Annotated in this window: 17 protein-coding genes; 13 read left to right on the forward strand and 4 right to left on the reverse strand. The window is 75.1% G+C overall.

Annotated elements, in window-relative coordinates; all coding sequences use genetic code 11:
• Nucleotides 1-33: 33 nt before the first annotated feature.
• A complete protein-coding gene (eccCa, locus tag ABZ249_RS19910) occupies nucleotides 34-4,005 on the reverse strand; it encodes a type VII secretion protein EccCa (protein WP_355264911.1) in 3,972 nt (1,323 codons plus the stop codon).
• Between the two features lie 212 nt (nucleotides 4,006-4,217).
• Between eccCa and eccD the strand changes: the two genes are divergently transcribed.
• The 10 genes from eccD (at nucleotide 4,218) to ABZ249_RS19960 (ending at nucleotide 19,314) form a co-directional block, all read left to right on the forward strand.
• Nucleotides 4,218-5,618: a type VII secretion integral membrane protein EccD gene (eccD, locus tag ABZ249_RS19915; RefSeq protein WP_220562002.1), complete on the forward strand. Its 1,401-nt coding sequence runs from the start codon at nucleotides 4,218-4,220 to the stop codon at nucleotides 5,616-5,618.
• A 1-nt stretch (nucleotide 5,619) separates the two neighbouring features.
• Entirely contained in the window at nucleotides 5,620-7,068 is a 1,449-nt protein-coding gene (gene eccB / locus ABZ249_RS19920) for a type VII secretion protein EccB (protein WP_355264915.1), read from the forward strand.
• A gap of 24 nt (nucleotides 7,069-7,092) precedes the next feature.
• Nucleotides 7,093-7,416, forward strand: coding sequence for a hypothetical protein (locus ABZ249_RS19925; RefSeq protein ID WP_220562004.1), 324 nt, complete (start codon nucleotides 7,093-7,095; stop codon nucleotides 7,414-7,416).
• 60 nt (nucleotides 7,417-7,476) lie between these two features.
• Nucleotides 7,477-7,773, forward strand: coding sequence for a WXG100 family type VII secretion target (locus tag ABZ249_RS19930; RefSeq protein ID WP_220562005.1), 297 nt, complete (start codon nucleotides 7,477-7,479; stop codon nucleotides 7,771-7,773).
• 146 nt (nucleotides 7,774-7,919) lie between these two features.
• Complete coding sequence (locus ABZ249_RS19935) at nucleotides 7,920-10,460, forward strand: hypothetical protein (protein ID WP_355264919.1); 2,541 nt, start codon at nucleotides 7,920-7,922, stop codon at nucleotides 10,458-10,460.
• Between the two features lie 46 nt (nucleotides 10,461-10,506).
• On the forward strand, nucleotides 10,507-13,614 hold the full coding sequence (locus ABZ249_RS19940) for a hypothetical protein (protein WP_355264922.1): 3,108 nt from the start codon (nucleotides 10,507-10,509) through the stop codon (nucleotides 13,612-13,614).
• Nucleotides 13,559-13,840: a YbaB/EbfC family nucleoid-associated protein gene (locus tag ABZ249_RS19945; protein ID WP_355264925.1), complete on the forward strand. Its 282-nt coding sequence runs from the start codon at nucleotides 13,559-13,561 to the stop codon at nucleotides 13,838-13,840. Before ABZ249_RS19940 ends, ABZ249_RS19945 begins: the two co-directional genes overlap by 56 nt.
• Nucleotides 13,841-13,880: 40 nt before the next feature.
• Entirely contained in the window at nucleotides 13,881-14,222 is a 342-nt protein-coding gene (locus tag ABZ249_RS19950; RefSeq protein ID WP_355264928.1) for a hypothetical protein, read from the forward strand.
• Nucleotides 14,219-15,928 carry a hypothetical protein gene (locus tag ABZ249_RS19955; protein ID WP_355264931.1) on the forward strand — a complete coding sequence of 570 codons (1,710 nt, stop codon included), beginning with the start codon at nucleotides 14,219-14,221 and terminating at the stop codon, nucleotides 15,926-15,928. Before ABZ249_RS19950 ends, ABZ249_RS19955 begins: the two co-directional genes overlap by 4 nt.
• An 83-nt stretch (nucleotides 15,929-16,011) precedes the next feature.
• Nucleotides 16,012-19,314, forward strand: coding sequence for a right-handed parallel beta-helix repeat-containing protein (locus tag ABZ249_RS19960; RefSeq protein ID WP_355264933.1), 3,303 nt, complete (start codon nucleotides 16,012-16,014; stop codon nucleotides 19,312-19,314).
• A gap of 252 nt (nucleotides 19,315-19,566) precedes the next feature.
• On the opposite strand, the gene ABZ249_RS19965 is transcribed toward ABZ249_RS19960, so the two are convergent.
• Nucleotides 19,567-20,292: a response regulator transcription factor gene (locus ABZ249_RS19965; protein ID WP_355264936.1), complete on the reverse strand. Its 726-nt coding sequence runs from the start codon at nucleotides 20,290-20,292 to the stop codon at nucleotides 19,567-19,569.
• On the reverse strand, nucleotides 20,280-21,536 hold the full coding sequence (locus tag ABZ249_RS19970) for a histidine kinase (RefSeq protein ID WP_355264939.1): 1,257 nt from the start codon (nucleotides 21,534-21,536) through the stop codon (nucleotides 20,280-20,282). The genes ABZ249_RS19965 and ABZ249_RS19970 overlap by 13 nt, the downstream gene beginning before the upstream one ends.
• A gap of 132 nt (nucleotides 21,537-21,668) precedes the next feature.
• Here ABZ249_RS19970 and ABZ249_RS19975 point away from each other — a divergent pair, with 132 nt between their 5' ends.
• Nucleotides 21,669-22,667 carry a type II CAAX endopeptidase family protein gene (locus ABZ249_RS19975; protein ID WP_355264942.1) on the forward strand — a complete coding sequence of 333 codons (999 nt, stop codon included), beginning with the start codon at nucleotides 21,669-21,671 and terminating at the stop codon, nucleotides 22,665-22,667.
• 86 nt (nucleotides 22,668-22,753) lie between these two features.
• Here the strand turns inward: ABZ249_RS19975 and ABZ249_RS19980 are convergent, their stop codons facing one another.
• Nucleotides 22,754-24,247: a serine hydrolase domain-containing protein gene (locus ABZ249_RS19980; protein ID WP_355264945.1), complete on the reverse strand. Its 1,494-nt coding sequence runs from the start codon at nucleotides 24,245-24,247 to the stop codon at nucleotides 22,754-22,756.
• A 119-nt stretch (nucleotides 24,248-24,366) separates the two neighbouring features.
• Between ABZ249_RS19980 and ABZ249_RS19985 the strand changes: the two genes are divergently transcribed.
• Together ABZ249_RS19985 and ABZ249_RS19990 are read left to right on the forward strand one after the other, a co-directional pair.
• Nucleotides 24,367-25,908, forward strand: coding sequence for a histidine kinase (locus ABZ249_RS19985; RefSeq protein ID WP_355264948.1), 1,542 nt, complete (start codon nucleotides 24,367-24,369; stop codon nucleotides 25,906-25,908).
• Nucleotides 25,905-26,558 carry a response regulator transcription factor gene (locus ABZ249_RS19990; protein ID WP_355264951.1) on the forward strand — a complete coding sequence of 218 codons (654 nt, stop codon included), beginning with the start codon at nucleotides 25,905-25,907 and terminating at the stop codon, nucleotides 26,556-26,558. The genes ABZ249_RS19985 and ABZ249_RS19990 overlap by 4 nt, the downstream gene beginning before the upstream one ends.
• Nucleotides 26,559-26,564: the final 6 nt, after the last annotated feature.

A 26,564-nucleotide genomic window follows, 5' to 3' on the forward strand; every position in this document is an offset into this window, starting at 1 on the left:
CCGGGAGCACCCGGGGCGGGGCCGCGCCCACGCTCAGGCGTCCTCTTCCTCCACCAGGGCCAGCTGCACCTCCACCGGGTCCCGGCGGGAGATCCACAGGGCCCTCCCCGGCGGCATCCTGCGGGCCCGGATGCTGCCGAACAGCATCCCCTCCGACGGCGGCGAGGACAGCATGATGCTGGGCGTGTTCAGGTCGATCAGCGACCGGATGAACGGCTCGCCGCTCGCCCGGCCGAACCCGCCCGCCGCGTGCACCAGGATGACGTGCATGCCGATCTCCGCCCCCTGCGCCAGCATGGGCGCCAGCGGGGCCATGGGGCTGGATCCGCTGCCCGCCACCAGCTCGAAGTCGTCCACGATGACGAACAGCTCCGGCCCGTTCCACCAGTCGCGGAGCCGGATGCGGTCGGGCGTGATCTCGGGCCCGGGCATGCGCACCTGCATCGCCTGCGCGGCGGCCTGCATCATCTCCCGCACGCTGTCGCCCGTCACCGCGTACCCCAGCTGCATCTCCTTGGGGACGGCGTCGTAGAGCCTGCGCCTCTGGTCGCCCAGGACGACCCGGGCCTCCGAGGGCCCGTAGTGGCTCCGGATCGCGTTGGTGATGTGCCGGACGAGGTTGGTCTTGCCCGACTCGGTGTCGCCCACCACCAGCAGGTGGGGCGTGGCCCCGAAGTCGTGCCAGAAGGGCTGCATGCGCCGGCTCTCCAGGCCCAGCGGCACCCGCAGGACGCCGCCGGTCCCCTCCAGGTCGGAGCCGGGCAGCTCGGCGGCCCGGAGCACGGCGGGCAGGGTCCGCACGGGCGGGGCGACCGGGCCGTCCCAGGCGTCCTTCACCCTGGTGACCAGCTCGCCCATGCCCGCGGCCACCGTCACCGCCTCCGGGACCCCGTCGGCGCGGGGCAGGCCGGTCAGGAAGTGGTGCTTGTCGTCGGTGATGCCGCGGCCCGGGATGCGGGGCACGGTCTGGGCGGCGCGCATGTGGACGAGCGAGTCGACCGGGTCTCCCAGCCGCAGCTCGAAGCGGCTGCCCATGAGGTCGCGGACGCTGGTGTTGAAGTCCGCCCACCGGGGCGAGGCCACCATGACGTGGATGCCGTAGTTGAGGCCGCGCTGCACCAGCTGGACGATGGAGGCGACCAGGTCCATGTTGTCCTGCCGGATGGTTCCCCAGCCGTCCACGATCAGGAACACGTCGCCGTGCCGCTCGTCCGCGAACTCGCCCGCCGCGCGCCGGGCCCGGTAGGTGGCCATGGAGTCGATCCCCTGCTCCGCGAAGAGCGTCTCGCGGTGGGTGAGGATCTCGTGCATCTCCATGACGGTCCGCACGATGCGCCGCTCGTCGGTGCGCGCGGCGACGCTGCCCATGTGGGGCAGGCCCTTGAGCGCCTGGAGCAGGCCGCCGCCGCAGTCGATGCCGTAGAACTGCACCTGGGCGGGGGTGTTGCGCAGCGCCAGCCCCAGGATGAACGACGCCAGCAGTGTGCTCTTGCCGCTCTGGGGCCCGCCCGCGATGCCGATGTGGCCGCCCGCGCCGGTGAGGTCGGCGACCAGGGGCTTGCGCTGGTGCTCGAAGGGCCGGTCCACGACTCCGACGGCGATCCGCAGCGAGCCCCGGTCGTCCCAGAGCACCCCGCCCTCGGGGATGGCGCTCCCGGTCATGAGGTGCAGCTCGTCCAGCAGCGGCGGCACGCCCAGCGGGGGCAGCCACACCTCGCGGGCGGCGGGCCCGTGCCCCGACAGGCGGTCCAGGGCGACCTCCAGCAGGGGGGTCTGCGCGTCCTGCGGCTGCTCCTCCACGACCTGTTCGGCGACGGTCTCCGACATCCGGACGGGCGCGTCCGTGAACAGGACCGTGTCGGCCTCCGCCGCGCCGCTGACGCGGACGGCGCGCGGGCTCACCCGGTAGGCCCCCGACACGTAGGCGGCCTTGAAGCGGGTCAGCGTCTCGGTGTCGGTCTTGAGGAACCCGTTGCCCGGCGCCGACGGCAGCCGGTGCGCGTCGGGCACCCCCAGCACGCCCCGGCTCTCGATCGCGGAGAACGTCCGCAGCGCGATCCGGTAGGAGAGGTGGCTCTCCAGCTGGTGCATCCGCCCCTCGTCCAGCCGCTGGGACGCCAGCAGCAGGTGGACGCCCAGGCTCCGCCCGAGCCGGCCGATCATCACGAACAGGTCCATGAAGTCCCGGTGCGCGGCCAGCAGCTCGCTGAACTCGTCCACCACCACGAACAGGGTCGGCAGCGGCTCCATGGACGGGTCGGACTCGCGCGCCCGCTCGTACTCGTGCACCGAGCTGTAGCCGCCCGACGCCCGCAGGTGCTCCTGGCGGCGGACCAGCTCGCCGTGCAGCGCGTCCTGCATGCGCTCCACCAGGATCGCCTCGTCGGCCAGGTTCGTGATCAGCGCCGAGGTGTGCCGCAGCCCGTCCAGGCCGATGAAGGTCGCGCCGCCCTTGAAGTCCACGAGGATGAAGTTGAGCGTCTCGGGGGTGTGCGTGAGCGCCAGCCCGAGCACGAGGGTGCGCAGCAGCTCGCTCTTGCCCGAGCCGGTGGCGCCGATCAGCATGCCGTGCGGGCCCATGCCGCCCAGCGCCGACTCCTTCAGGTCCAGTTCCAGGGGCGCCCCCTCCGAGGTCATGCCGATGGGGACCCGCAGCCGGTTCTTGGGGTGCAGCTCCCCCCACATCCGCTCCGGGTCGTGGGACCGCAGGTCCCGGATGCCCAGCAGCGTGGTCAGCTCGAAGTCGGTCGTCAGCGGCTCCGTCACCTCCACGGCGGCGCCGCTGGCCCGGTAGGGGGCGAGCAGCCGCGCCAGGGAGCCGGCGCGGGACAGGCTGAGGGAGTCGGGGCGGCCGAGGTCCTCCTCTGTGTCCCGGCCGGTGTTGTCGCTGCCCAGCATGACCAGCCGGGCGGGCTCCACCCGCAGCGCGAGGGTGTAGGGGTCGTCCTCGGGCGGCATGGGGTCGGCGACGTCCACGACCACGGCGTTGCGGTACCCGCCGCCGAGCAGCCGGGAGCCGGGCGGGATGCTCCCGCCGTCCACGACCACGACCACGAAGGGCTCCTCTCGCCCGGGGGGCGCGGCGGGGTCGAAGCGGGGCCGGTCGGCGAGCCCCTCCCCGAGGAGCTGTTCCAGCTCGATCGCGTCGGTGCAGAGCAGGCGGGCCGGCCCGGCGCCGTCGCGGACGGTGGGGTGCTGGTTGTGCGGCAGCCACTTCACCCAGGACCAGTTGGGCAGGGCCGCCGCCGAGGCGCACACGGCGATGCGCAGCTCGTCGTGGGAGTGGAAGACGGCGAGCTGGCCCAGGAGCGCGCGGGTCAGCGCCCGGGAGGCGGCCAGGTCGCCGCGCATGGTCACCCGGGCGTAGCCGCGCAGGTAGACCTGCACGGGCTGGTCCTCGACCGTGCCGTAGGCGCGGATGAAGCGGCGCAGGGCGTGCGCGCTGAGGGGTTCGAGGTCCTCCACCGGCTTGGACGCGACCGGGGAGATCTTCATGGACAGCGCCTGCTCGCCGACCGCGACGCGGACCTCGCCGAAGTCCTCGTCGTCGGCCCGGCGCTCCCACAGGCGCGAGGTGCGGACGATGGACCACAGGGCGTCGGGGTCGGGGGCGCGCCAGAGCATGGCGTCGCGCTGCTCGGTGACGACCTGGCGCAGCCGGGTGCGCATCTGCCGCAGGTAGCGCAGGTAGTCCCGCCTGTCGTCGTTGAGCTTGGTGCGGCGCTCCAGGACCGCGCGCAGGTACTGCCCGCCGAGCATCAGGACGGCACCGGCCAGCATCATGCCGCCCGCGATGAAGGGCATCACGCTGTTGCCCATGCTCCCCGGCCGGATGAACATCATGAGCATCGCGAGTGAAGTGAACGCCATCGGCATGTACATGAAGACCGAGGACATGCTGGACTGCTGCTCGGTCAGCTCCGGCGGCTCCTGGAGGGTGATCTCCCCCGAGGGCAGGTCGGGGCCGGGGCGCCTCGGCGGGCGCCGTACGCGGATGGTGCTCACGGGGGTGGGTCCTCCTTGGTGGGGCCGGTCGGGGCCGCTCGCGGATGCCGGAACGAGGAGACCACGGCAGAGTGAGCGACAGGCCACGGGAAAAGCTACCGTTACGAAACAAGGTCACAAATTCGGATACATAAACCAACACAACACCAGAAACCGATATCTGAGTGTTAGTGTCTGTGCCGTTCCGTAGCCCCCCGTCGAACGGCCGCCGGATGTCCGATTCCTCCGCCGCCGACCCCTGCCGCCTCCTGATCCGCGCCCCCGGGCGCGCGTTCGAGATCGCGGCCCCGGTCGAGGTCCCCTTGTCCGAGATCATCCCCACCCTCGTGCTGTACGCCGAGGGCGACGACGGCGAGGACCTGGACGAGAGCGGCCTCGAACACGACGGATGGGTCCTCCAGCAGCTGGGCGACGAGCCCCTGGACGAGGACGAGACCCTGGCGTCCCTGGGCCTGTGCCACGGGGAGACCCTGTACCTGCGGCCCCGGCGCGAGCAGCTGCCCCCGGTCCACTTCGACGACATCGTCGACGGGGTCGCCACGGGCATGGCGGAGCGGCCCGACCGCTGGTCGCCCGCCCACACCCGCGTCCTGCTCCAGGTCATGGGGCTGGTGGTGCTGCTGATCGGGCTCGGCGTGCTCACCGCCGGGGGCCGGAACCTGTTCACCGTCCTGGGCGCGACCGCCTCGGCGCTCCTCATGCTGCTGTCGGCCTGGGCCGCCTCGCGCGCCATGGCCGACCTCTCCGCGTCCACCGGCCTGGCCGGGTGCGCCACCCTGGCCATGGGGCTGGCGGGGGCGCTGGTCCCCACCGGGGAGCCGGGGACGCTGTTCACGGGCGCGGTGCTCCTGACCGCCTCGGTGACGGCGGCGGGCGCCAGCGTGCTCGGGGTCGCCGCGGTGGCGGGCTCCATCCCCTTCTTCGCCGGGCTGTTCGTCGTCGAGGTGCTGGGCGCCGTCGCGGGGCTGCTCCTGATGTTCCTGCCGGGCACCTCCGTCCCGGACGCCGCCGCCCTGGTGGCGATGCTGGCGCTGTTCACCGGCACCTACGCCCCCCAGCTGGCCTTCCGGCTCTCCGGCCTGAAGCTCCCGGCGCTGCCGGCCAACCCCAAGCAGCTCCAGGAGGAGATCGACCCGCTCCCGGCCCGGCGGGTGCTGGACCGGACGCACCTGGCCGACCGGTTCCAGACCGCCCTGTACGCCTCCACCGGCGCCGTGATCACGGTGTGCGCGTGCGTCCTGGCCCTCACCCCGGGCTGGATCCCCAAGACGTTCGTGCTGATCCTGTGCCTGGTGATGCTGCTCCAGTCGCGCGGGCTCGGCAGCGCCTGGCAGCGCGCGCTGATGGTGGGCCCGCCCTGGGCCGCCCTGGGCGTGCTCGCCATCGCGCTGGCCTGGGGTGCGGAGCCCCTGGGCCGCCTCCTGGCCGTGCTGGGCCTGTTCGCGGCCACGACGATCCTCGCGGTGGTCTCGTGGAGCCTGCCGGGGCGGCGGGCCCTGCCGCACTGGGGGCGGGCCGCGGAGATCATCCAGCTGATCCTGTGCGTGGCCCTGGTGCCCCTGGTACTGGCGCAGTTCGGGGTGTTCGGCCTCCTGCGCGGGATCGGGGGCTGACGTGCAGTCACGACGCGACCGGGTGATGGCCCACAACTTCACCGTGGGCCGGCTGGGGACGGCGATGCTGGAGGCCGACCCCGACGCCGTCGACGCGCCCATGCGCCGCACGCGCACCGGCACCTACGTCGGCATGGCGATCGGGGCGCTGATCTGCATCGGCTTCCTGGTCTTCGGCCTGATCTTCCCCGGCGGGGCCACCTCCTGGCGCCAGGAGGGGCGGATCGTCATCGACCGCGACGGCGGGGCCACGTACCTGTACTCGGGCGGTGTGCTGCGCCCCGTCGCCAACCTGGCGTCGGCCAGGCTGGCCGTGGGCGAGGGCGCCGCCACCTCCCTCGTCTCCCAGCGGTCCCTGGAGGGGGAGACGATGGGCGGCCCGGTGGGCATCGCCGGGGCGCCCGACGGGCTCCCCGAGGCGGGCACCCGGGGCACCTGGCGCCTGTGCGCCGTGGCGCCCGTCGGCGAGGAGGACGCGCCGCGCGGCAGGACCGCCCTGGTGGTCGGCGAGGCGCCCGACCCCTGGGTCGTCGGGTCCGGCGACGGCGTCCTCGTCTCCGGCCCGGACGGCACCCCGTACCTGCTGTGGCAGGGCACCCGGCTGCGCATGGACGAGGAGGCCGGGGGCGTGCAGGCCCTCGGCTACGGGACGACCCCCGCGCTGCCGGTGGACTCCGCCTTCCTCAACACGGTCCCCGAGGGCCCGGACCTGGTCGCCCCCGAGGTGGCCGGGGCCGGGGAGGAGGGCCGCGAGCTGGCGGGCTCCACCCGGTCGGTGGGCCAGGTGTTCGCGGTCTCCGCGCCCGGCCAGGAGGACCAGCACTACCTGCTCACCCGGGACGGGCTGGCCCCCCTGACGCTCACCCAGGCGCTGCTGCTGCTCGGCGACACCGCGGTCTCCGGCCCCGCCTACGGCGACGCCTCCCCCGAGCCCGTGCCGCTCGCGTCGGCCGAGGTGCACGCCAATCTCGCCGCCGACCCCGCCACCCCGGCCGCGGCCCAGGGCCTGCCCCCCGTCCCGCCCACCGCGCTGGAGGTGGGCGCCGGGGTGCCCTGCCTGCGCTGGGAGGCGGACGGGTCGATGGCCATGACCATGGACGCGCCCTCCGGCATCCGGGCGTGGCCGGTCCAGGAGCGCCCGTTCGTGGAACCCGGGTGCCCCACCCCCGCCCTCGTCGGCATCCCCGCCGGGCAGGGCGGCGTGGTCCGCGCGCGGCCCGTGGCGGGCACCGACGCGGCCCCGACCTACTACGTGGTGACGGACGCCGCGGCCAAGTACCCGGTCGCCGACACCGCCGCGCTGACGGCCCTGGGCTACACGGAGGACGAGGCGGTACCGCTGCCGACGTCGCTGCTCCGGGTCCTGCCCACCGGGCCGCTGCTGAGCCAGGAGGCCGCCTCGCTCCCCTTGGCGTCCTCCCCCCGAGGCGGGGGCACCACCTGCCCCTAGCGCCCAACACCAGAGGAGATGCACATGTCGAGAACGCGGAGTACCGATGAGGCCAACCGGCTCGCCCAGGAGGCGATGCAGGAGGCCTACACGCAGTGCAACAACATCTACCAGAACGTCGACGACACCCGCGACGGCCTGCGCGGGTCCTGGCAGGGCGCGGCCTCCAACCGCTACAGCGAGGCGCTGGTGGGCTGGCTGGAGGAGCTGCGGCTCATCACCAACGACATGAACCAGATGATCGGCACCTTCGGCGGCACGGTGCAGGCCATGAACGCCACCGAGGACCAGGCCATCCTGACCGGCTCCCGGTGGATGGACGACCTGAACCCGAACCAGTCGGGCTGACCCCGGGCGGCGGTCCCCGGAGCCCCCTCCACGCACCCCTACGACGGCAAGGCGGAACCCATGAACGGATTCGACGTCAGCTACGGCCATGTCGACGACGCGACGATGCGTCTGGGCCAGCAGACCGAAGCGGTCGCACGGCAGATCGAGGAACTCGACGCCAAGATGCAGAAGCTCCTGGCCGACCTCGAAGGTGAGACCAAGGAGAACTACGAGGCGAAGGTGAAGTCCTGGCGGCTCAACGTCGCCGACATGCGCACCCTGCTGGGCAAGGCCCAGAACGCCCTGAACGACATCCGCAACAACTACTCCGGCACGGACCGCCGCGAGGCCATGAACTGGGCCTCCCTCCTCTGATCCGCCCGGAAGCCGAACCGGTCCGGGCGGCGCGCGCGGTCGCGCCGCCCGGCCTCCCGGGGCCGGACCCGACCGTCCACGGGTCCGGCCCGCACCTCCCCTAGTTCGGATGACGCCCCCGTACGGGCGGCAAGGAGACCGAGAACGTGTCCGAATCGCTGTACGACTTTCGCGCCGCCCTCTCCGGTGAGCCGGAGACGCCCGTCGAGGGCGAGGAGGAGCAGGCCGAACTCCTCACCACCCTGTCCTCCCAGCAGACCGGGTCCGGTTCGGGGACGGGCGGGGCTCCGCTCAGCCTGAACCTGGCCACCGGCCTGCTCATGATGACCAACCGGTCGGGCACGGTCGAGGTGGACACGGCGGACCAGAGCGTGGTGATCGACCCCGAGTCCTCCTCCGTCGTGGAGCGGAACGGGGACCTCGTGCTGGGCGCCACCGCGGAGGCGTCGCCGCTCATGGCCGGCCGCCTCGTGGAGGGCCAGCGGCTCGAACCGATGACCCAGGGCGTCCCCGCCTCCATGGAGGGGACCACCGAGGGCGCGGTCACCGAACCGCTGTCCGCACCGCTGGAGGAACCGGTGCACGTGGTGTCCGTCCGCGCGCCCGAGCAGTCGGACCTGGTGGAGGCGACGCCCGCCCTGGAGGCGGAGCCGGTGTCCGCGGGCCTGCCCATGGTCGAGCAGGCCCGCCTGGAGCCCGTCATGGCGGGCATCCCCGCGGTCGAGGCCGAGCCGGTGTCCGCCCCCGTCGAAGCCGTCCCCATCAGCGCCCCCGGGGACGACGGCTCCGGGGACGGGGCCTCCGACGCCGTCGGCCCGGTGGTCACCGTGGACCCCGAGACCGGTGAGACCGTCATCCTCGCCGAGGACCTGCGGATCACGGTCGGCCCCGAGGACGGCGCGGTCAGGATCGAGCCGTCGGACGAGAACGTCCCGCTGGGTCCCGACTCCCCTCCGGTCACCGTGGAGGCCGGCGGCCTCGTCATGACGATCGACCCGGCGACGGGGACCCTCGCGGTCGACCCGGTCAAGGGCGAGTTCGCGGACGTCACCGTCGAGATCGGCGACCTGCGCATCGTCATGGACGGCGAGACCGGCGAGGTCTCGGTCGACCCCGGCGACGGCACCGTCTCGGTCGACCCGGAGACCGGCCTGGTCACCATCGAGCCGGTGGGAGAGGACGAGGGCGAAGACGACGCGGAGGACGGGGGCTCCGAGGACGGCGACGAGGACCGCCCCGCCGGGGACGGCGGGGACGGCGACGGCTCCGAGGAGGAGCACGGCGGCCGCCCCGGCGGCGACGAGGAGGGCGTCACCGACGAGGACGACCACGAGCCCGGCGGCGACCGGGACCGTCCCGGCGGCGAGGACCGGCCCGGGGGTGAGGAGGGGCACGAGGGCGTGCACGGCCGCCCCGGCCAGGACCCCGGCACCTCGGGCGGGGCGCCCGGCCCGGTCACCCCCGTGGGCTCGCACCCCGGCGGGGACCACGGCGAGGACGACGGGGAAGGCGTCCCCGACCACATCGACCCCGAGGGCATGTACGGACCCGCCCCGGAAACCCCCGTCGCCGACGACACCCCCGTCCTGGTCGGCGGTCCCACGCCCGGCGAACAGTCCGGTGACCGGACCGGGGGGTACGGGTCCACGGACCCGGGATCCGACCCGGAGGGGGACTCCGGCGAGAACCCGGGGAGTGTCCCCGACCCGATCGTCACCGAGGGCATGTACGGGCCCGCTCCGGACACCCCCGCCGGGACCGGGGACGAACCGGTCGTGGTGGGCGAGCGCATCCCCCGGGAGGAGATCACCGGGGAGCACGCCTCCGACCCGGCGACGCTCGACCCCACCGAGAGCACCGGGTTCGTCACCGAGGTCCCGGGCGGGGAGGACGACTCCACGACGGGCGGGGAGACCTCCGGTCCCGGAACGGAGACCACGGAAGGGCTCTCCCACCTCGACCCGGACAGCATCCCGGACCCGATCGGGGGCGAGGGCCTGTACGGGCCGGCTCCGGACCCGACCCCCCAGCCGTCCGGCGGCGTGACCGGCACCGGTTCCGAGGACGAGGAAGAGGAGCCGGAGGAGGACGAGGAGGAGGAACCGGAGGAGGACGAGGAGGAGGACGAGGACGGAGAGGACGGCGAAGGAGAGGGAGAGGACGAAGAGGAGGACGGCGAGGACGAGGAAGAAGAGGAGGACGAGGACGGAGAGGACGGCGAGGGCTCCGGCGGGAGCGGTGACGGCGAGGGCACCGGGGGCAACGGCGACGGCCCCAAGGAGGGCCAGGGCACCAAGATCGACGTCGACCGCCTGCGGACCTTCCAGACGGAGTACGTGGGCGGGCTCGACACCGCCCTGAACGCGCACGATGACAACTACTCCGTCTACGGCGGCAGCGGCACCGAGGGCCAGACCACCGGCGTCACCCTCCTCGGCAACCCGTCCGGGCTCGCCAGCGCGGGCCTCCTCGCCGGCAGCATCGACCAGTCCATGGGCAACCTCTTCAGGATCATCAAGGACATCCGCAAGGAGCTCGACGACATCAGCGACCGCCTCGAGGTCAACATCATCGAGTTCGAGCAGCTGGAAGAGGACCAGGAGCTCAACGCGAGCCAGGTGGTCTACCTGATCGGAAGCCCGCCCGGCGCGACCGGCAGCGGCGGCACCACCACCACGACCCCCTGACAGCGCCGCCGAGACCCGCCGAGACCCCGAGGAGGTCGGAGGAAGAGTGCCCGCACTGCACGAGATCATGAACATCGTCGCCGACGCCGAGGACGGGGGGAACCACCCCCCGATGCCGAGCGTGGACACGATCATCGGCAGCGGTGTCAACTGGGTGGACCACGGCCGGTACCACTTCGCCAAGGACACCAAGCCGTTCGTCGGCTTCGAGTTCGACTACGGCGGCCACGAGATGAACCGCTGGTGGCGCATGCGCAAGCCCGGCTACCAGACCTACTCGACCGGCTACTACACGTACCAGATGCCCAACGGCTGGGACTACGCCGGCTACACGATGATCGAGGAGCTGTGGACCGGCCCCGAGTCGGCCGAGTCCAAGTTCCGCACGGCTCTGGCGAACCTCGCCGGCGTCATCCCCAACTCCATGCCCGGGACCGGTTCCACCACCTTCCACGGCCAGCCGGTCAAGGACCTCGTCACGCACCTGTCCGAGCTGAGCACCATGCTGGACACGCAGAGCGAGAAGATGCGCACGGCGTACAACGAGCTCGACGTGCCCGACGGGCCGATGACGGGTTCGGCGGCGTCCGCCTACGCGGCCCGGCTCTACGACTTCGCCCTGCGCCTGCGGGACCTGAGGCGCCAGGTCGACAACAACCACGAAGCGCTCAAGGACGTCATGGACCCGATCCGCCGCAAGGCGGTCGCGCTCCAGGACGCGGTGACGAAGGCGCTGAACAACCCGCACAGCGGCATGCGGCGGATCCTGGACGACTGGTACTTCAACGTGACCACCGGTCGCGAGCAGTGGAACAGCGCCCGCGGACAGTTCCAGATCCCCATCCACGCGGACCCGCCGGTCTACGGGATCGTCGGCGACGACATCACGGACAGCAACGTCAACAACGAGCTGAAGAACCGGTGGCGCGAGCAGTTCGAGGGCGTCTTCACGGCCGCGTCCGAGCTGTACAACAAGATGGAGGAGATGTACAAGAGGGCGCACACCGACCTCAACATCATCGAGGACCCCAAGGGCGGCCTGCCGCTGAGCATGATCCCCGACATCAACGACACCGACAACCCGTACGACGACATGTTCGGCGACGGCAACGGTGAGGGGGAGGGTCCCCCGGAGATCAAGATCGACTGGGGCGACGGCCCGCCCGGGGGCGAGGGTCCCGACATCCCCGACTGGATGGAGGAGCCGCCCCCCGGCTACGGGGGCCCGGACGACCTCAACTACGAGGGTCCCGGGGAGGGCCCGCCCGACTACGAGGGCGGCCCCGACGACGGCGGGAACTACGGCAGCGGAGGGCCGGGGCCCGAGACCGTCCGCCTGGAGGGGCCGCCCGACCCGGGCAGCGACTACCCCGGGGGCGACGGCACCGGCCCCGGCGGCGAGGTGCCGCCGGGCGGTGTGGTGCCCCCTCCCGGGAGCGTGGCACCCCCTCCCCCGCTGGGTCTCAACGGCCCGAGCGACGTCACCGGCCCCGTCGGCGTCAACGGTCCGAGCGACGTCAACGGCCCGGGGGGACCCGGCGGCACCGTCCCGCCGCCCCCCGGCCTGGGCACCGACTTCCCCCAGGGGGGCGGTCCCGTCCCGGGCGGCGTGATCCCGCCTCCCCCGCCGCTGGGCCTCAACGGCCCCGGTTCGGGCGGCGGCACCGGCCGCCGCAACGGCGGGGCGAACCTCCCGCCGCCCACCGGCCTGGCGGTGGACCCGGCGACGGGCCTGCCGATCGACCCGGACACCGGGCGGCCCTTCCCCGTCGACCCCGCGACGGGGCGGCCCTTCGACCCCGACACCGGCCTGCCCATCAACTTCGACCCGGAGACGGGCCGGGTCACACCGATCGACCCGGTCACCGGCGAGCCCGTGTCCCCGGACGGGGGCAGCCGCCTCGAACTCGACCCCGAGACCGGCCTGCCGATCGACCCGGACACCGGGCGGCCCTTCCCGGTCGACCCCGACACCGGCCTGCCCTACAACCCCGACACCGGCCTGCCCATCGACTACGACCCGGAGACCGGGCAGGTCCACCCCGTGGACCCGGTCACCGGGGGGCCGGTGTCCCCCGACCCCGGACTGCCGATCACCTACGACCCCGAGACCGGCCTCCCCCTGCCGCTCGACCCCGTCACCGGCGAACCGGTCACCGGCGACGGCGGGACGCGGCTGGACATGGACCCGGCCACGGGGCTGCCCATCGACCCCGAGACGGGGAGGCCGTTCCCGGTCGACCCCGACACCGGGCTCCCCTACAACCCCGACACGGGGATGCCCATCGACTACGACCCGGTGACCGGCCTCCCGGCCCCCGTCGACCCCGTCACCGGGCAGCCGCTGCCGCCCGACTCCTTCACCCCGCCGCCGATCGACCCGGGCCTGGACACCAACTTCCCCGGCGGCGGGGAGGACGTCCCGATCAACCCCGTCACCGGGGAGCCCGCGGAGGTCGACCCGGTCACCGGGCTGCCCTACCCCGTCGACCCCGACACAGGCGAGGCGATCAAGGGCGGGTTCGAGGGACCGTCGGAGGAGGTGGAGTACCCGCCGCCGCGCTTCGAGAGCGGCGGGCCCGAGGGCCTCAACTACGGCGGCTACGGCAGCGGCAACGACTCCTCCGGCGGCGGGGGCGGGAACGGCTCCGACTCCTCGGACCGCACCCAGATGTTCGCCGCGCCCACCGGCGCGGGCGGGCCCCAGGTCCAGGCCGAGGGGGGCGGGGGTCCGGGCGCCGCGGGCGCGGGCGGCCCCGGAGGCGCCGCAGGTCAGCAGAACATGAACGGGATGGGCTCGCCGATGATGCCGCCCATGATGCCGCCGATGGGCGGTATGGGCGGTGGCGGCGGTGCCGAGAACCGCGACCGCAACCGGACCACCTGGCTCTCCGAGGACGAGAAGGTCTGGGGGACCGACAAGAACCGGCAGCGGGCCACGCTCGGACGGCCCGTGCCCGGACAGCAGAAGAAGGGGGCCCAGCGCCATGAGCTCATCGATGCGGGAGCAGATGGAGGCCGAACTGGAACGGCTTCACACGACGATGAGGGAACTCTCGGACGCAAGCGCAAGCCTGGAGTCGGCAACCGAAGAGGCCGTGGCCAAGAACAGGCTGGTGGCCGCGACGGTGGACGGGACGGGTCGTCTGACTGAGCTGAAGTTCCACACCGAGGGGTACCGGACCATGGCCCCGGCGGAGCTGTCCGCGGCGATCGTCGAGGTCGTCGGCCGCGCGCAGAAGCAGATGGCGGACCGCGTCGCACAGGCCTACGAGGCCTTCATGCCCGAGGGCATCGACACGCAGGCGGCGATGCGGGGCGACCTCGACCCCGAGGAGACGCTGCGCCGCATGGGCGTCTCCCTGGACGACCTCGGGTGAGGGCCCGGCGCCGCCGGACACGGATTCGAAGGAGGAACCGATGACAGCACCGGGACGAGGCCTGTCGGCCTTCCCTGAGGGCATCAGGAGGAACGGCTCGCGGATCTACGACGCGGCCGACTACACGGACGAGCTCATCGCCCACACCCGCGCCGCGCGCGAACCGCTCGGCGTCCCGTGGGGGACCAAGGGCGAGTACGCGGAGCAGATGCAGAAGAACATCGGCGAGGCGGAGGAGGTCCTGTACACCCTGCTGGACCTCATCGCCGTGGCCCAGCGCCAGGCCGCGGACGGGACCCTCGACATGGGCGGCAGCTTCCAGGGGACCGAGGACGCCAACATCGACCTCGGCGGGACCTTCACCCCCGGAGGACGCAGATGAGCCCGAACCCCGCCTCCGGGGCCCCCGTCCCCGAGGAGGCGCCGGGCGCGGCCGCCCGGCCCGCCCCGGCCTCCGCGGCGTCCGCCGCGGAGGACTTCGGCGCGGCCCTCAACGGCGGGGCCCCCGCCGCCGAGCAGGCCGCCGAGAGGGCGGCCGGACAGGCCGCCGCGGCGGCCCCGGCCCCGGAGGCCCCCCGGGAGCAGGAGGACCCCGGCCCCGAGGGCCCCGCCCGCCGGGTGGGCTCGGTGGTCGGCGCCGACCGCGAGGCCGCCGCCGAGGCGGAGCCCGCGCTGGACCGGCCCGGGGCGCCGATGCTGGCGGGCGCCGCCATCGCCGGGCTGATCCTGGTCGCGGCGCCCTTCGCCGTGGTGACCGGCACCGGCGGGGGCCCGGTGTCCCTGGACGTCATGGCGGGCGGCGAGCCGGTGTCCCCCGCCCTCTCCGGGCAGGCGCAGTCCGGCGCCCAGGCCGGCGGGCAGACGGGTGGACAGGCCGGCGGCGACACCGGGAGCGGCCAGTCGGTGCCGGCGGGCGGGGAGGGTGGCGGCTCCCCCGTCACCGACACCGCCCCCGACACCGGCTACGTCCCGGAGGTCCAGCCCGACCTGCGCGCCCCCACCATGCCCGACCCCGGCGACACGGTCGGCGGCTCCGCCGTGCAGACCTCGACCCCCGACCGGGGGTCCGCTCCGGAGGCCGGACCGCCCGCCGCCGAGGGCGCGGAGGCGGACACCGGCGCGGTGGCCGCGGCCGACGGCACCGGCGACACCGCCGGGGACCCCGCCTCCGACACCGCCGGAGACGGCGAGGGCTCCGCCGGGGAGGCGGGCACCGACACCGGCACCGAAGCCGCGGCGGATCCCCCCGCGGGGGAGGACACCGCCGGAGCGGAGAGTGGGACCCCCTCCCAGGAGGGCGACGCCGCGGACGGGGCGGCCGCGGGCGCCCAGGAGGGCCGCGGCGAGGAGTCCGCGGCCGAGGCGTTCTCCGACACGGGCTCCGCCGGGGACGGTACCGGGCAGACTGCGCCGCAGGACTCCGGGGACGCCGCGCAGAACGCGAACGCGGCCGACCCCGCCGGGCCGCAGGACCCCGGGGTCCCCCAGGACCCGAGCGCCGCGAACGGCGGGGACTCCTCCGTCCTGGGGGGCGTCGCCGAGCGCTTCGCCCCCGCCGACGGCTCCTACCTCGCCGTGGCCGGACCCGGCTGCCCGGCGCTCCCCGGCGCCTCCTACGGCCACGAGGGCCGGTGGGGCGGAGCCGAGGACGCGAACGAGGGCTGGGCGACCCGGCCCGGGGGCTACGGGGGCGAGGGGTGCGCGGGCGAGTACGACGCCCTCCCCGTGTCCGGCGACCCCGAGCAGGGGAACGGGCAGTACGCGGTGTGGTCCTTCGTGCCCGGGCGGGAGGGCGTCTCCTGCGAGCTGTACGTCCACGTCCCCGACGACGAGAGCCCCCTGTGGCTGGCCCCCGGCGAGGCCCGGTACCTGATCCGGCCGGGCGTGGGCACCGAGCAGCCGCCCGTGGCGGTGTTCGGCTTCGACCAGTCGCAGGTCCGCGGCGGCTGGGTCCAGGTCACCGGCTTCGTCACACCCGCCGCGGAGTTCACCGTCGAACTGACCAACGCGGGCGCCGACCCCCTGGCGGCGCAGGAGGGCGCGAGCGCCCACGTCGCCGCGTCGGCCGTGCGCGCCTCCTGCCCCTGACACCCCGGCGGGGCGGCCCTGCGGGCCGCCCCGCCCTCCCCCACCCGGGCCGCGGCGCGGCCGGACGAACAAGGAAGGCACCGATGAGCAGGCAGCTCCTCACCGTCAACCCCGGCGCCCAGGGAGCGCACGAGACGATCACCGCGGCGCTGGAGGAGGCCTCCGGCGGCGCGCTGATCACCATCGCGCCCGGCAGGTACGAGGAGAGCCTCGTCCTGCGGGAGGTCGTCACCCTGGTCGCCCGCGACGGCCGCGGGAGCGTGGAGGTGATCAGTCCGTCCGGGAGCGCCGTGCTCTCCGGCGCGGAGGCGGTCAAGCTCTCGGGGCTCGTCCTGCGCGGCCGCGACGAGGAACGGCCCACGGTGGACATCCCCGCGGGCCAGGTCGAGATGGCCGACTGCGAGGTCGTCGGCGCCTCGTGGGCCGCGGTGTCGGTGCGCGGGACGGGCGCCGTCGCCATGCGCGACAGCCGGGTGAGCTGCGCCGGGGGCGCCGGGGTGGTCATCGTCTCCCCCGGGCTCAGCCTCATCGAGGAGTGCGTGGTCGAGGACGTCGGGACCAGCGCCCTGGTCATCGGGGAGCAGGGGCGGCCGACGGTCCGGTCCTGCGTGTTCCGCGACGCCGGGGGCAACGGGCTGTTCGCCAGCGGTGACGCCTCGGGCACCCTGGAGGGCTGCGAGATCACGGCGACCGGCAAGCCCGGCGTGGCCCTGGAGGACGGGGCCGCCACGACCCTGCGCGGCCTGTACGTGCACCGCACGGAGAAGGACGGCATCGCCCTGTCCAGCCAGGCGCGCCCGGTGGTCGAGGACTGCACGGTCGAGGAGGTCGGCGGCGACGGGATCGTGGTCCGCGGCAGCTGCGACCCCCAGGTGGCCCGGACCCGGTCGGTGCGCGTGAAGGGCGCCGGGGTGCACGTCACCGAGCGGGCCCGGGGCGTGTTCACCGACTGCGAGGTGGAGGAGTCCGAGGGGGGCGCGGTCCGCTCCGGGGGGCGCGCGTCCACGGCGTTCCTGGGCCTGCGGGTGCGGGGCGGCCGCGGCCTGCTGCTGGCCGAGGACAGCGTCGTGGAGTTCGACCGCGGCGAGGTCGGCGGCACCGGCGGCCACGGCATCGTCATCACCGGCGGGGCGCCGTTCCTGCGGGGCATGGCGGTGTCGGACACCGACGGGCACGGGGCCCTGCTGGAGGGATCGGCCCGCGGCCGGCTGGAGGGGATGACCTTCGAGCGGACCCGCAGCGCCTCCGTGGCGGTGCGCGAGGGCGGCCGCCTGGAGCTGGAGGGGGCGCGCATCGCGGAGAGCCGCGACGCGGGCGTGGCCGTGGGCCCGGACGGCGAGGCGGACCTGCGCGACTGCGAGGTCTCCGCGTCGGCGGGGGACGGGGTGTCGGTGCGCGGCGGCAGCCGCGCGACGGTGCTGCGCACCCGGGTGCGGGAGGGCAGGCGCAACGGCGTGCTGCTGGCCGCCGGTGCGCGGGCCACCCTGCGCCGGTGCGAGGTGTTCGGCAACCGCGCCGACGGCGTGCTGGTCCACTCCACCGAGGAGGTGGTGGTGGAGGACTGCACGGTGCGCGACAACGGGCGTTCGGGGCTGCGCCAGACCGTGGCCAGCGAGCAGGCCCGCACCGAGGACCTGTTCAGCCAGGGCAACGGCTCGCCCGACGCGTTCGGCGAGCAGGCGGGCACCGCCGTCCCCCTGGCGCCGCTGCCGGAGGAGGAGGGCGCGGGCGGGGAGGAGGCCGCCGCCGGCCCGATGCTGGAGCTGGACGCCCTGATCGGCCTGGGCAACGTCAAACAGGAGGTGCGGACCCTCATCACCCGCAACCAGATGGCGCAGCGGCGGGCGGAGATGGGCCTGCCCACCCCGCCGATGAGCCGCCACCTGGTCTTCGGCGGCGCGCCCGGCACCGGCAAGACGACGGTCGCCCGCCTGTACGGGCGCATCCTGGCCGAGCTGGACGTGCTGCGCTACGGGCACGTGGTGGAGGTGGCCCGGGCCGACCTGGTCTCGCAGTACGTGGGCGGGACCGCGATCAAGACGACCGAGGTGTTCGAGCAGGCCAAGGGGGGCGTCCTCTTCATCGACGAGGCGTACACCCTCTCCAGCGGCGGAGACGGGGGCAAGGGCCCCGACTTCGGCAAGGAGGCCATCGACACGCTGGTCAAGCTGATGGAGGACCACCGCGACGAGGTGGCGGTGATCGTCGCCGGGTACACCGAGGACATGGACCGCTTCCTGGCGGCCAACCCCGGCCTGGCGTCGCGGTTCAGCAAGACCATCGAGTTCGTCAACTACGAGGTGGGCGAGCTGGTGGAGATCGTGCGCCGGCTCTGCGAGGGGCACAGCTACCGGCTGGCCCCGGAGACGGAGGCCGCCCTGGCGGGGATGTTCGAGAGGATGCCCAAGGGGCCGAACTTCGGCAACGCCCGCGAGGCCCGCAAGGTGTTCGAGGAGATGATCGACCGCCAGGCGAACCGCCTGGGCGCCTCCTCCCCCGAGGACCACGAGTCGCTGACCCTGCTGCTGCCGGAGGACCTGGGGGCGGGGGCGGTGGAGGAGGACTCCCCCGCCGATCGCGACCGGCAGATCACCGAGCTGCGCGAGGAGCTGGACGCCCTGGTGGGCCTGGCGCAGGTCAAGGACACCGTCAACGACCTGGCGAACCTGCTGCTCATGGCGGAGCAGCGCAGGTCGATGGGGCTGCCCGTGTCGTCGATGAGCCACCACCTGGTCTTCACCGGTCCCCCCGGTACCGGTAAGACCACGGTGGCGCGCCTGTACGGGAGGCTGCTGCACACGCTGGGGGTGCTGCCGGGCGACCACGTCGTGGAGGCCGCCCGGTCGGACCTCGTCGGACGCTACGTCGGGCACACGGCCCAGCTCACCGCGGAGGTGTTCGAGCGGGCCCGGGGCGGTGTGCTCTTCGTGGACGAGGCCTACACCCTCACGCCCAAGGGGGAGGGCAACGACTTCGGCCAGGAGGCCGTGGACACGCTGCTGAAGCTGATGGAGGACCACCGCGACGAGGTCGCGGTGATCGTCGCCGGGTACCCGGCCGAGATGGACCGGTTCATGGACTCCAACCCCGGTCTGGCCTCCCGGTTCAACCACCGGGTGGAGTTCCCGTCCTACGACGACGGCGAGCTGGTCACCATCGTCACCCGCATGGCGGCGTCCTCGGGGTACGAGTGCGGGCCCGAGACGCTGGCGGCGCTCGCGGCGCACTTCGCCACGGTGGAGCGGGACGGCTCGTTCGGCAACGCCCGTTACGCCCGGCAGGTGCTGGAGCGGATGATCACCCGCCAGGCGGGCCGCCTGGTGGGGCTGGGCGCCTCGGCGACCCGGGAGGACTTCACCGCGCTGCTGCCCGCCGACGTGCCCTGACCCGCACGGCACCGCCCCGGCGCACCGTCCGCGCCGGGGCGGTCTCATGCCCGGGCCGCGCCGAAGGGCCCTGCCGGGGCCTGGCGGAACGGGGCGGCGGCGGTCCCGGCGCCCGGCGGCCCTCCCCGGGGAGCGCGGCGGCGGTCTCGGCGCCCGATGGGCCCACCCGGGCGGGCGTCGGCCCGGTGATCCGCCCCGGGAGCGCGGAACAGGGCGTCGGCGGCCCCGACACCCGGCCCACCCGCCCGGGGGTCAGCCCGGCGGTGGGCCGCCGGGGGCGCGGGCCGTGTGTTCGAGGACGCGGATCGCCAGCTGCACCCGGTTGGTGACGTGCAGCTTCGCGTACAGGTTGCCGAGGTGGGTCTTCACCGTCGCCACGCTGAGGCCGAGCTCCTCGGCGATCTCGGCGTTGGTCCGGCCCTCGGCGACGAGCCGTCCGACCTCCCACTCCCGCGAGGTCACGTACCCTGGCGGTCCTGCGGGGTCCGGGTCCGCGGCCTCCGCCGCCCCGCCCCCGGCCCCGCCGTTGGCCGCGGCCAACGCCACGAGCCGGGACAGGACACCGTGAGAGAACACCGGTCGGCCGCGCGCCGCGTCGTGGATCGCCGTCACCACGGTCTCCGGCGGGGACTCCTTGAGCAGGAACGACACCGCGCCCCCGCGCAGTGCCTCCAGGAGGTAGTCGTCCGTGTCGAAGGCGGTCAGGACGATGACGCGCGCCCGGGAGCCCGCCGCCCGCAGCTCCCGGATGGCCTCCAGGCCGTCGGTGCCGGGCATGCGCACGTCCATGAGGACCACGTCCGGGTCCAGCGCCGCGACCTGGGCCACCGCCCCCGCCCCGTCCGATGCCTCGCCCACGACGGCGATGCCGTCGGTGCCGTCGACCATCAGCCGCAGGCCGGCGCGCATCAGCGCCTCGTCGTCCACGATGAGCACCCGCACGGCGGGCTCTTCCGAGCCCCCGGTCAACGCCGCCACGGGACCCTCACCTCCACCTCGAACCGGTCGCCCACGCCACCGTACCCGGTGGTGCCCCCCAGCAGCTGCGCGCGCTCGGCGACACCGATGAGCCCGAGCCCGGTGCCCTGGGCCGGGGGCGCGCCGCCGGCCAGGGGGTTGGAGGCGCGCACCGACAGCTCGTCGCCCTCGCGGGCGAACACGAGGGTCACCGGCTCCCCCGGCGCGTGCTTGCGCGCGTTCATGAGCAGCTCGGAGGTGATCCTCGCCAGCGACACGGCGGTCGTGGGGGACAGCGATCCGAGGTCTTCGGGGGCCAGCCCGTGCCATCGCGCCTCGACCGGCCGTCCGGCGGCGCGCGCCTCCTCGATCAGGTCGGTGACGGCCCCGGGGGCGGGCAGCGGCGCGGTGTCGGGGTGCGACGGGCCGTCGTCCCCGACGGCCCGCAGCGCCGAGAGCACCTCGCGCAGGACGCCGTTCGCGTCCGCCGCGGCGTCCCTGACCGTGCGGGCCGCCTCGCTCATCCGGTCCGGCGGCAGGTCGGAGCGGTAGGCCAGGGCGCCCGCGTGCATGGCGATGATCGCGAGCTGGTGGGAGAGGCCGTCGTGCATGTCCCGCGCGATGGCGTTGCGCTCCTCGGCGCGGGTCCGGGCGATGTCGGCGCTGCGGCCGCGCTCCGTCGCGACCCGGGCGCGCTCGGCGGCCTCGGCCCGCTCCTCCAGGCTGGCCAGCAGCGCCTCCCGCGTGCCCAGGGCGTAGCCCCACAACAGCGGGACCGCCGTGCAGAGCGCGAGGGCGGGGACCACGAAGAGCAGGGGCTCCTGCGGGATCCCGGTGAGGTCGGCGTAGAGCCACGAGAACGCCGTGCCCGCGCCCACCGTGCCCGCCATGACCAGGCCGGCCAGGGGGTAGGAGCGCCGGGCCCCCAGCCGCACGATCGCGACGGCACCCGCGGGCAGCGCCCAGGTGCTGACGATCCCGGCCAGGATGAGGAGCACGTTGCCGGCCGTGGACCGGCGGACGGGTCCCACGGCGATGCAGGCGACCAGGCCCACCAGTGCGTCCACCAGCGTGAACGCGAGCATCGTCACGGGGTGGCGCGGCTCCAGTTCCTCGAGCTGGAAGCCGAGCACCATGAGGAAGAGGAACGGCCCCACCAGGCTGCACAGCACCGAGACCAGCACGGCGCGGACCCAGGGGCGTCTCCGGCGCGCTCCGGCCCGGTGCGCGGCGGAGCCGGACGCCGGGGTCTCGGATTCGGTCACGCCGCCATCCTAGGGACGGAACCGAGCGGACGGATCAACCGTTCGGCTGAGGCGCCTCCTCCCCTCGGCCGAGGCGCGCACCTGGTCCGAACGCACGATCCGCATTCCGGCGCGGGCCCGCACTCTGAGGGCATGACCACAGAAACCGCTCCCCCGCCGCCCCCGCACCTGCGCCCGCCCACGGCGCTGCCGTACCACCGGCTCACCCGCCTCGAACGCCGCACGCCCCGGTGGTGGCGGCCGCTGACGACCGTCGCCGTGGCCTTGGCCGTGTTCGTCGTCCTCATCCTCCTGGCCTCCGGGGCCCTGATGCTGGCCTCGCTGCTGGTGCCGTGGCTGCCCGAGCCGTCGGACCTCGACACCTTCGCTCTGGACAACCCGACGGACATGCTCCTCACCTTCGGGATGCTGGCCCTGATGATCCCGGCGGTCCTCCTCGGCGCGCGCTGGGGCGGCGGCCGCTCGCGGATCCTGCATTCGGTGGCGGGCCGGCTGCGCTGGTCGATGATGCTCAGGGCGGCCGCCGTCCTCGTACCGCTCTACGCGGCCGTGTACTGGGGCTCGTTCCTGCTCGACCCGCCGGACGACGCCGCGGTGCCGCGGTTCGACGCCATGCTCGTCGCCGGGCTCGCGGTCTGCGTCGCGCTGGTGCCGTTGCAGTGCGCGGCCGAGGAGTACGCGTTCCGGGGCCTGCCGCAGCAGGTCCTGGGCACCTGGCTGCGCTCGCCCCTGTGGGGGATCGTGCTCCCGGTGCCGCTGTTCATGCTCGGGCACGGCTACGACTGGGTGGGCCAGGTGGACATCGCGGTCTTCGCGCTGTGCATGGGCTTCCTCGTGTGGAAGAGCGGGGGCCTGGAGCTGGCGATCGCCGTGCACACGGCGAACAACCTGACGCTGCTCCTGGCGGCGCCGTTCAGCCCCTCGTCCCTGGACCAGGGCGCGGTGGACCCCGCCACCCTCCTGATCTCGGTGCCGCTCACGCTCGTGTCCACCGCCGGCCTGGCCCTCTGGTTCTCACGCGTCCACGGGCTGCGGCCGTTCGAGCCGCTCCGGGGGACGGGCGGGGCGCAGACCGTCCCCGCTCCCGACGCCCTCCCCCGCGAGGCGCGGTCGGCCGCCCCGTCCCTCTGAGCACATGTGCCGGTAGCGCCCCGCCCCGGTGGCCGGACACGGTGCCCCGCCCCGCTCTCCCCCGGGGCGCGGGCACCATCCGCCGTTCAGGGGGAGGGCACGGCCCCGGGGGCCGCGGACACCGCCTCCGCGGGGCGTCGGCGGAGGCGCCACAGGCGGGTGCCCGCCACGGCGGCGCAGACCAGGGCGGCCGAGACCAGCAGGACCAGTTCGGCGGGGACGCCGTAGAACCGCTGCAGCCAGGTCCCCTCCCGTCCGCCCATCACGAACGTCACCGCCGGGTCGAAGGCGGCCAGGGCCAGCGGCGGCAGGGCGTAGGGCGCCAGGCGGACCGCCGCCCGCCACCGGGGCCGGCCCGCGCGGGCCGCCGCCCAGGCCGGGGCGCGCAGCACCCCGCGCACGCCCAGGGCGAGCACCGCGAGGGTGGCCGCGCCCAGGACGGCGTCCACCTTCCACAGCACCGAGTCCGCCGGGGCGGGTGTCCGCCCCTCGGTCAGGTCGATCAGCCCCTCGGCCAGAGCCCAGGTGTCCTCCTCGGTGAGCGCGATGCCGACGTTGGTCAGGACGGCCACGCCGTACCCGGTCTCCGGGACGAGGACCTGGTAGGCGGTGTGCGTGGAGTTCGTGCCGCCGTGCCAGACCTGGACCCGGGACGCCCCGTCGGCGGGGCCGCGGCGCATCCAGCCGAGCCCGGTGCGCCCGTTGGGCGCGGAGGGCGTGTGCGCCTCCTCCACCGTCTCCGGCGAGACGACGCGGGGCCCGCCCGGGACGGCGCCGCCGTTGAGGTGGAGCAGCAGCCAGCGGGCCATGTCGTCGGCGGTGGAGACCATGTCGCCCGACCCGGTGGCGAAGTGCGCGGGCTCGGCCACGGGCAGGTTCAGGCCGTAGGCGCGGAAGTGGCCGGGCGCCGTCCGGGCCCCGTCGGAGGCCGACCGGGTGTCGGCCATCCCGGCCGGGGCCAGGACGGCGCGCTCCAGGTACGCGGTGAAGGGTTCGCCGGTGACGGTCTCCACCAGGCGGGCCGCGACGCGGTAGTTGGGGTTGTGGTAGTTCCACTCCCGGCCCGGGGCCGCGGCGAGCCGGGCTCCGGACAGGCGGTCCACGGCCTCGGCGAGGGTGGCGGGTTCGGGGCCGTCGGGCAGGCCGAGGTCGTGCAGCCCCGAACTCTGGTCGAGGACCTGGCGGACGGTGATGTCCGCGCCGCGGGGGTCGGCGGTGGCGAACCCGGGCAGGTGCTCGCGCACCGGGTCGTCGAGGTCCAGGGCCCCCTCCTCGACCAGGCGCAGGACGGCCAGCGCCGTCATGGACTTGCTCAGCGAGGCGACGGGCAGCGGGGTGTCGGTGCGCAGCGGGCGGCCGTGGCCGTCGCGGCCGTGGGCGCCGGTGTGCACGACCCGGTCGCCATGGACCACCGCGAAGGCCGCGCCGGGCAGGCCGGTGCGTTCCAGGTGGTCGGCGACGAAGGCGTCCAGTTCGGCGGGGGCGGGTCCGGCCGGGGCCGCGGAGGCCGGGGGCGCCGGGGCCAGGACGGCCAGGCAGGCCAGGGCCGCGGCGGCGAGGGCGGTGCTCTTGAAGGGCATGCGGAGGACGGTAGGTCCCGGGCCCGGGGGCGGGCCTCCCCCGAACGGGTGCGGGTGGGGCGGGCGACCGGCACTTTCGGGTGAGGCGGCCGGGGCCGGGGCGCGCGTAGCCTGGGCCGGTGCACAGAGGACGAGGGCCCGACACGCTTCGGGCGGGACTGCTGGCCGCGGCGACCGCGGCCGCGTGCGCGTTCCCGGTGACCGATCCGTCCGCCCTGCCCTGGCCCTCGCTCGCGGTGGCGGCGGCCGCCGCGGCCGCGGGCCGGTGGGGCCCGTACGGGCGCCCGGGGGCGGTGCTCGCCGGGGTGTGCGCCGCGGCCTGGCCGGCGGCGGCGCTCGTGCGGGGGGCCGACCCGACGCTCACCGCCGCGCAGGCCGGGTTCGCGGTGCTGTGCACGGTGCTGCCGTGGCTGGTGGGGCGTGCGCTGCGGTACCGGTCGGAGGTCACCGACCTGGGATGGCGCCGGGCCGAGCTGCTCGAACGCGAACGCGCGCTGGTGGCGGCCCGGGAGCGCGCCCGGACCCGGGAGCGGATCGCGGCGCGCATGCACGACTCCCTGGGCCACGACCTCAGCCTGCTGGCGGTGCGGGCCGGGGCCCTGGAGGTGGCCGAGGGCCTGTCGCCGCAGGATTACCGGCGCGGCGCCGCGGAGCTGGGCGCCGGGGCCATCGGCGCGGTCGAGCGGTTGCAGGAGATCATCGGCCTGCTCGACGGGCCCGCCACGGACCCCGACGGCCCGGCCGAGCACGGGGCTCCCGGGGTCGCCGACCGATCCGGCACGGAGACCGACGGCACGGCGCAGCACCGGGCTCCCGGGACCGCCAGCGGGTCCGCCCCGGGCGGCGGGCTCCCCGAGTCCGGCGAAGCGGTCGGCCCCGACGCCCTGGAGAAGCTGCTGGCGGGGGCGCGCGGCGCGTCGGTGGAGGTGTCGGCGGCCGGCGCGGAGCTGTGGGAGGACATGGCGCCCCCGGTGCGCGTCCTCGCGCACGTCGTGGTGCGCGAGGCGCTGACCAACGCGGTCAAGCACGCCCCCGGCGCGGCGGTGGCCGTGGACACCTCCCGGACGGGGGACGGCGGGTTCGCCGTGGCGGTGCGCAGCGCCCCCGGCCGGGGCGGCCCCGCACCGGCCTCGGGCGGGCGCGGGCTGGCCGGGCTGCGCGACCGGGTGGCGGCCGCGGGCGGTGTGTTCGAGGCCGGGCCCGGGGAGGACGGCGGTTTCCGCGTGGCGGCCCGGCTCCCCGCGCGGCCGGACCCCGTGCCCGGACCGGGCGGTTCGGAGTCCGACCGGCGGCGCGGAGCCGCGCGCCGGGCCCGGCGCGCGGCGGTGCAGGCCGCCGCCGTCCCGGCCGCGCTGCTGCTGCTCGTGGTCCTGGCCTGGTCCGGGTACTACGCGTCCGCGTCGGCGCGGGCCGTGCTGCCGCCGCCGGTCTACGCCGGGCTGGAGGTCGGCGCGCCGCGTTCCGCGGTGGAGCCGCTGCTGCCGCCGCGGACCATGCTCGACCCGCCCGAGGCGGTGGCGCCCTCCGGCTGGGAGTGCGTCCACTACCGCTCCGGCACGGGGTGGCCCGGGAGCGCGGGGCGCGCGTACCGGCTGTGCTTCGCGCAGGACCGGCTGGCCGCCAAGGACGAGGTACCGCTCAACGGGGAGGGGACGCGATGATCCGGGTGCTGCTGGCCGACGACGAATCGCTGATCCGGTCGGGCATCGCGGCGATCCTGGGCTCCGACCCGGGGATCACCGTGGTGGGCGAGGCCGCCGACGGCCGGGAGGCGGCCGACCTGGCCGCGCGGGAGCGCCCGGACGTGGCGCTGCTGGACATCCAGATGCCGGGGGTGGACGGGTTCGCCGCGATCGAGGCGGTGCGCGCGGCCTCCCCGGCCACGGCGGTGGCGATGCTCACCACCTTCGGCCGGGACGAGTACGTGGCCCGGGCGCTGGACGGCGGGGCGAGCGGGTTCCTCCTCAAGGCCTCTCCCCCGCGCGAGCTGCTGGCCGGGGTGCGGGCGGTGGCGGCGGGCGGCGCCGTGCTGTCGCCCAAGGTCACCGGCCGGGTCATCGAGGGCTTCCGGCGGCGCCGGGGCGCGGACGCCCACGCCCGGCTCGACACCCTCAGCCCGCGCGAGCGCCAGGTGCTGGCTCAGCTGGGCTCGGGGGCCTCCAACGCCGAGATCGCGCGCACCCTGCACCTGGCCGAGGACACGGTCAAGACGCACGTCAGCGCGGTGCTGGCCCGGCTGGGGGTGCGCAACCGGGTGCAGGCGGCGATCATCGCCCACGACGCCGGGCTCTCGGAGACCGCGCGCGACTAGGCTGAC

It is taken from the genome of Nocardiopsis sp. NPDC006139, from assembly GCF_040614155.1.
In the GTDB taxonomy this organism is placed as follows: domain Bacteria; phylum Actinomycetota; class Actinomycetes; order Streptosporangiales; family Streptosporangiaceae; genus Nocardiopsis; species Nocardiopsis changdeensis.

What these genes read in the sequence shown, in the direction of transcription:
- eccD (WP_220562002.1), top strand. Translation starts at nt 4,218, where the DNA reads ATGTCCGATTCCTCCGCCGCCGACCCCTGCCGCCTCCTGATCCGCGCC.
- ABZ249_RS19925 (WP_220562004.1), top strand. Translation starts at nt 7,093, where the DNA reads ATGTCGAGAACGCGGAGTACCGATGAGGCCAACCGGCTCGCCCAGGAG.
- ABZ249_RS19930 (WP_220562005.1), top strand. Translation starts at nt 7,477, where the DNA reads ATGAACGGATTCGACGTCAGCTACGGCCATGTCGACGACGCGACGATG.
- ABZ249_RS19950 (WP_355264928.1), top strand. Translation starts at nt 13,881, where the DNA reads ATGACAGCACCGGGACGAGGCCTGTCGGCCTTCCCTGAGGGCATCAGG.
- ABZ249_RS19955 (WP_355264931.1), top strand. Translation starts at nt 14,219, where the DNA reads ATGAGCCCGAACCCCGCCTCCGGGGCCCCCGTCCCCGAGGAGGCGCCG.
- ABZ249_RS19960 (WP_355264933.1), top strand. Translation starts at nt 16,012, where the DNA reads ATGAGCAGGCAGCTCCTCACCGTCAACCCCGGCGCCCAGGGAGCGCAC.
- ABZ249_RS19975 (WP_355264942.1), top strand. Translation starts at nt 21,669, where the DNA reads ATGACCACAGAAACCGCTCCCCCGCCGCCCCCGCACCTGCGCCCGCCC.
- ABZ249_RS19980 (WP_355264945.1), bottom strand. Translation starts at nt 24,247, where the DNA reads ATGCCCTTCAAGAGCACCGCCCTCGCCGCCGCGGCCCTGGCCTGCCTG.
- ABZ249_RS19990 (WP_355264951.1), top strand. Translation starts at nt 25,905, where the DNA reads ATGATCCGGGTGCTGCTGGCCGACGACGAATCGCTGATCCGGTCGGGC.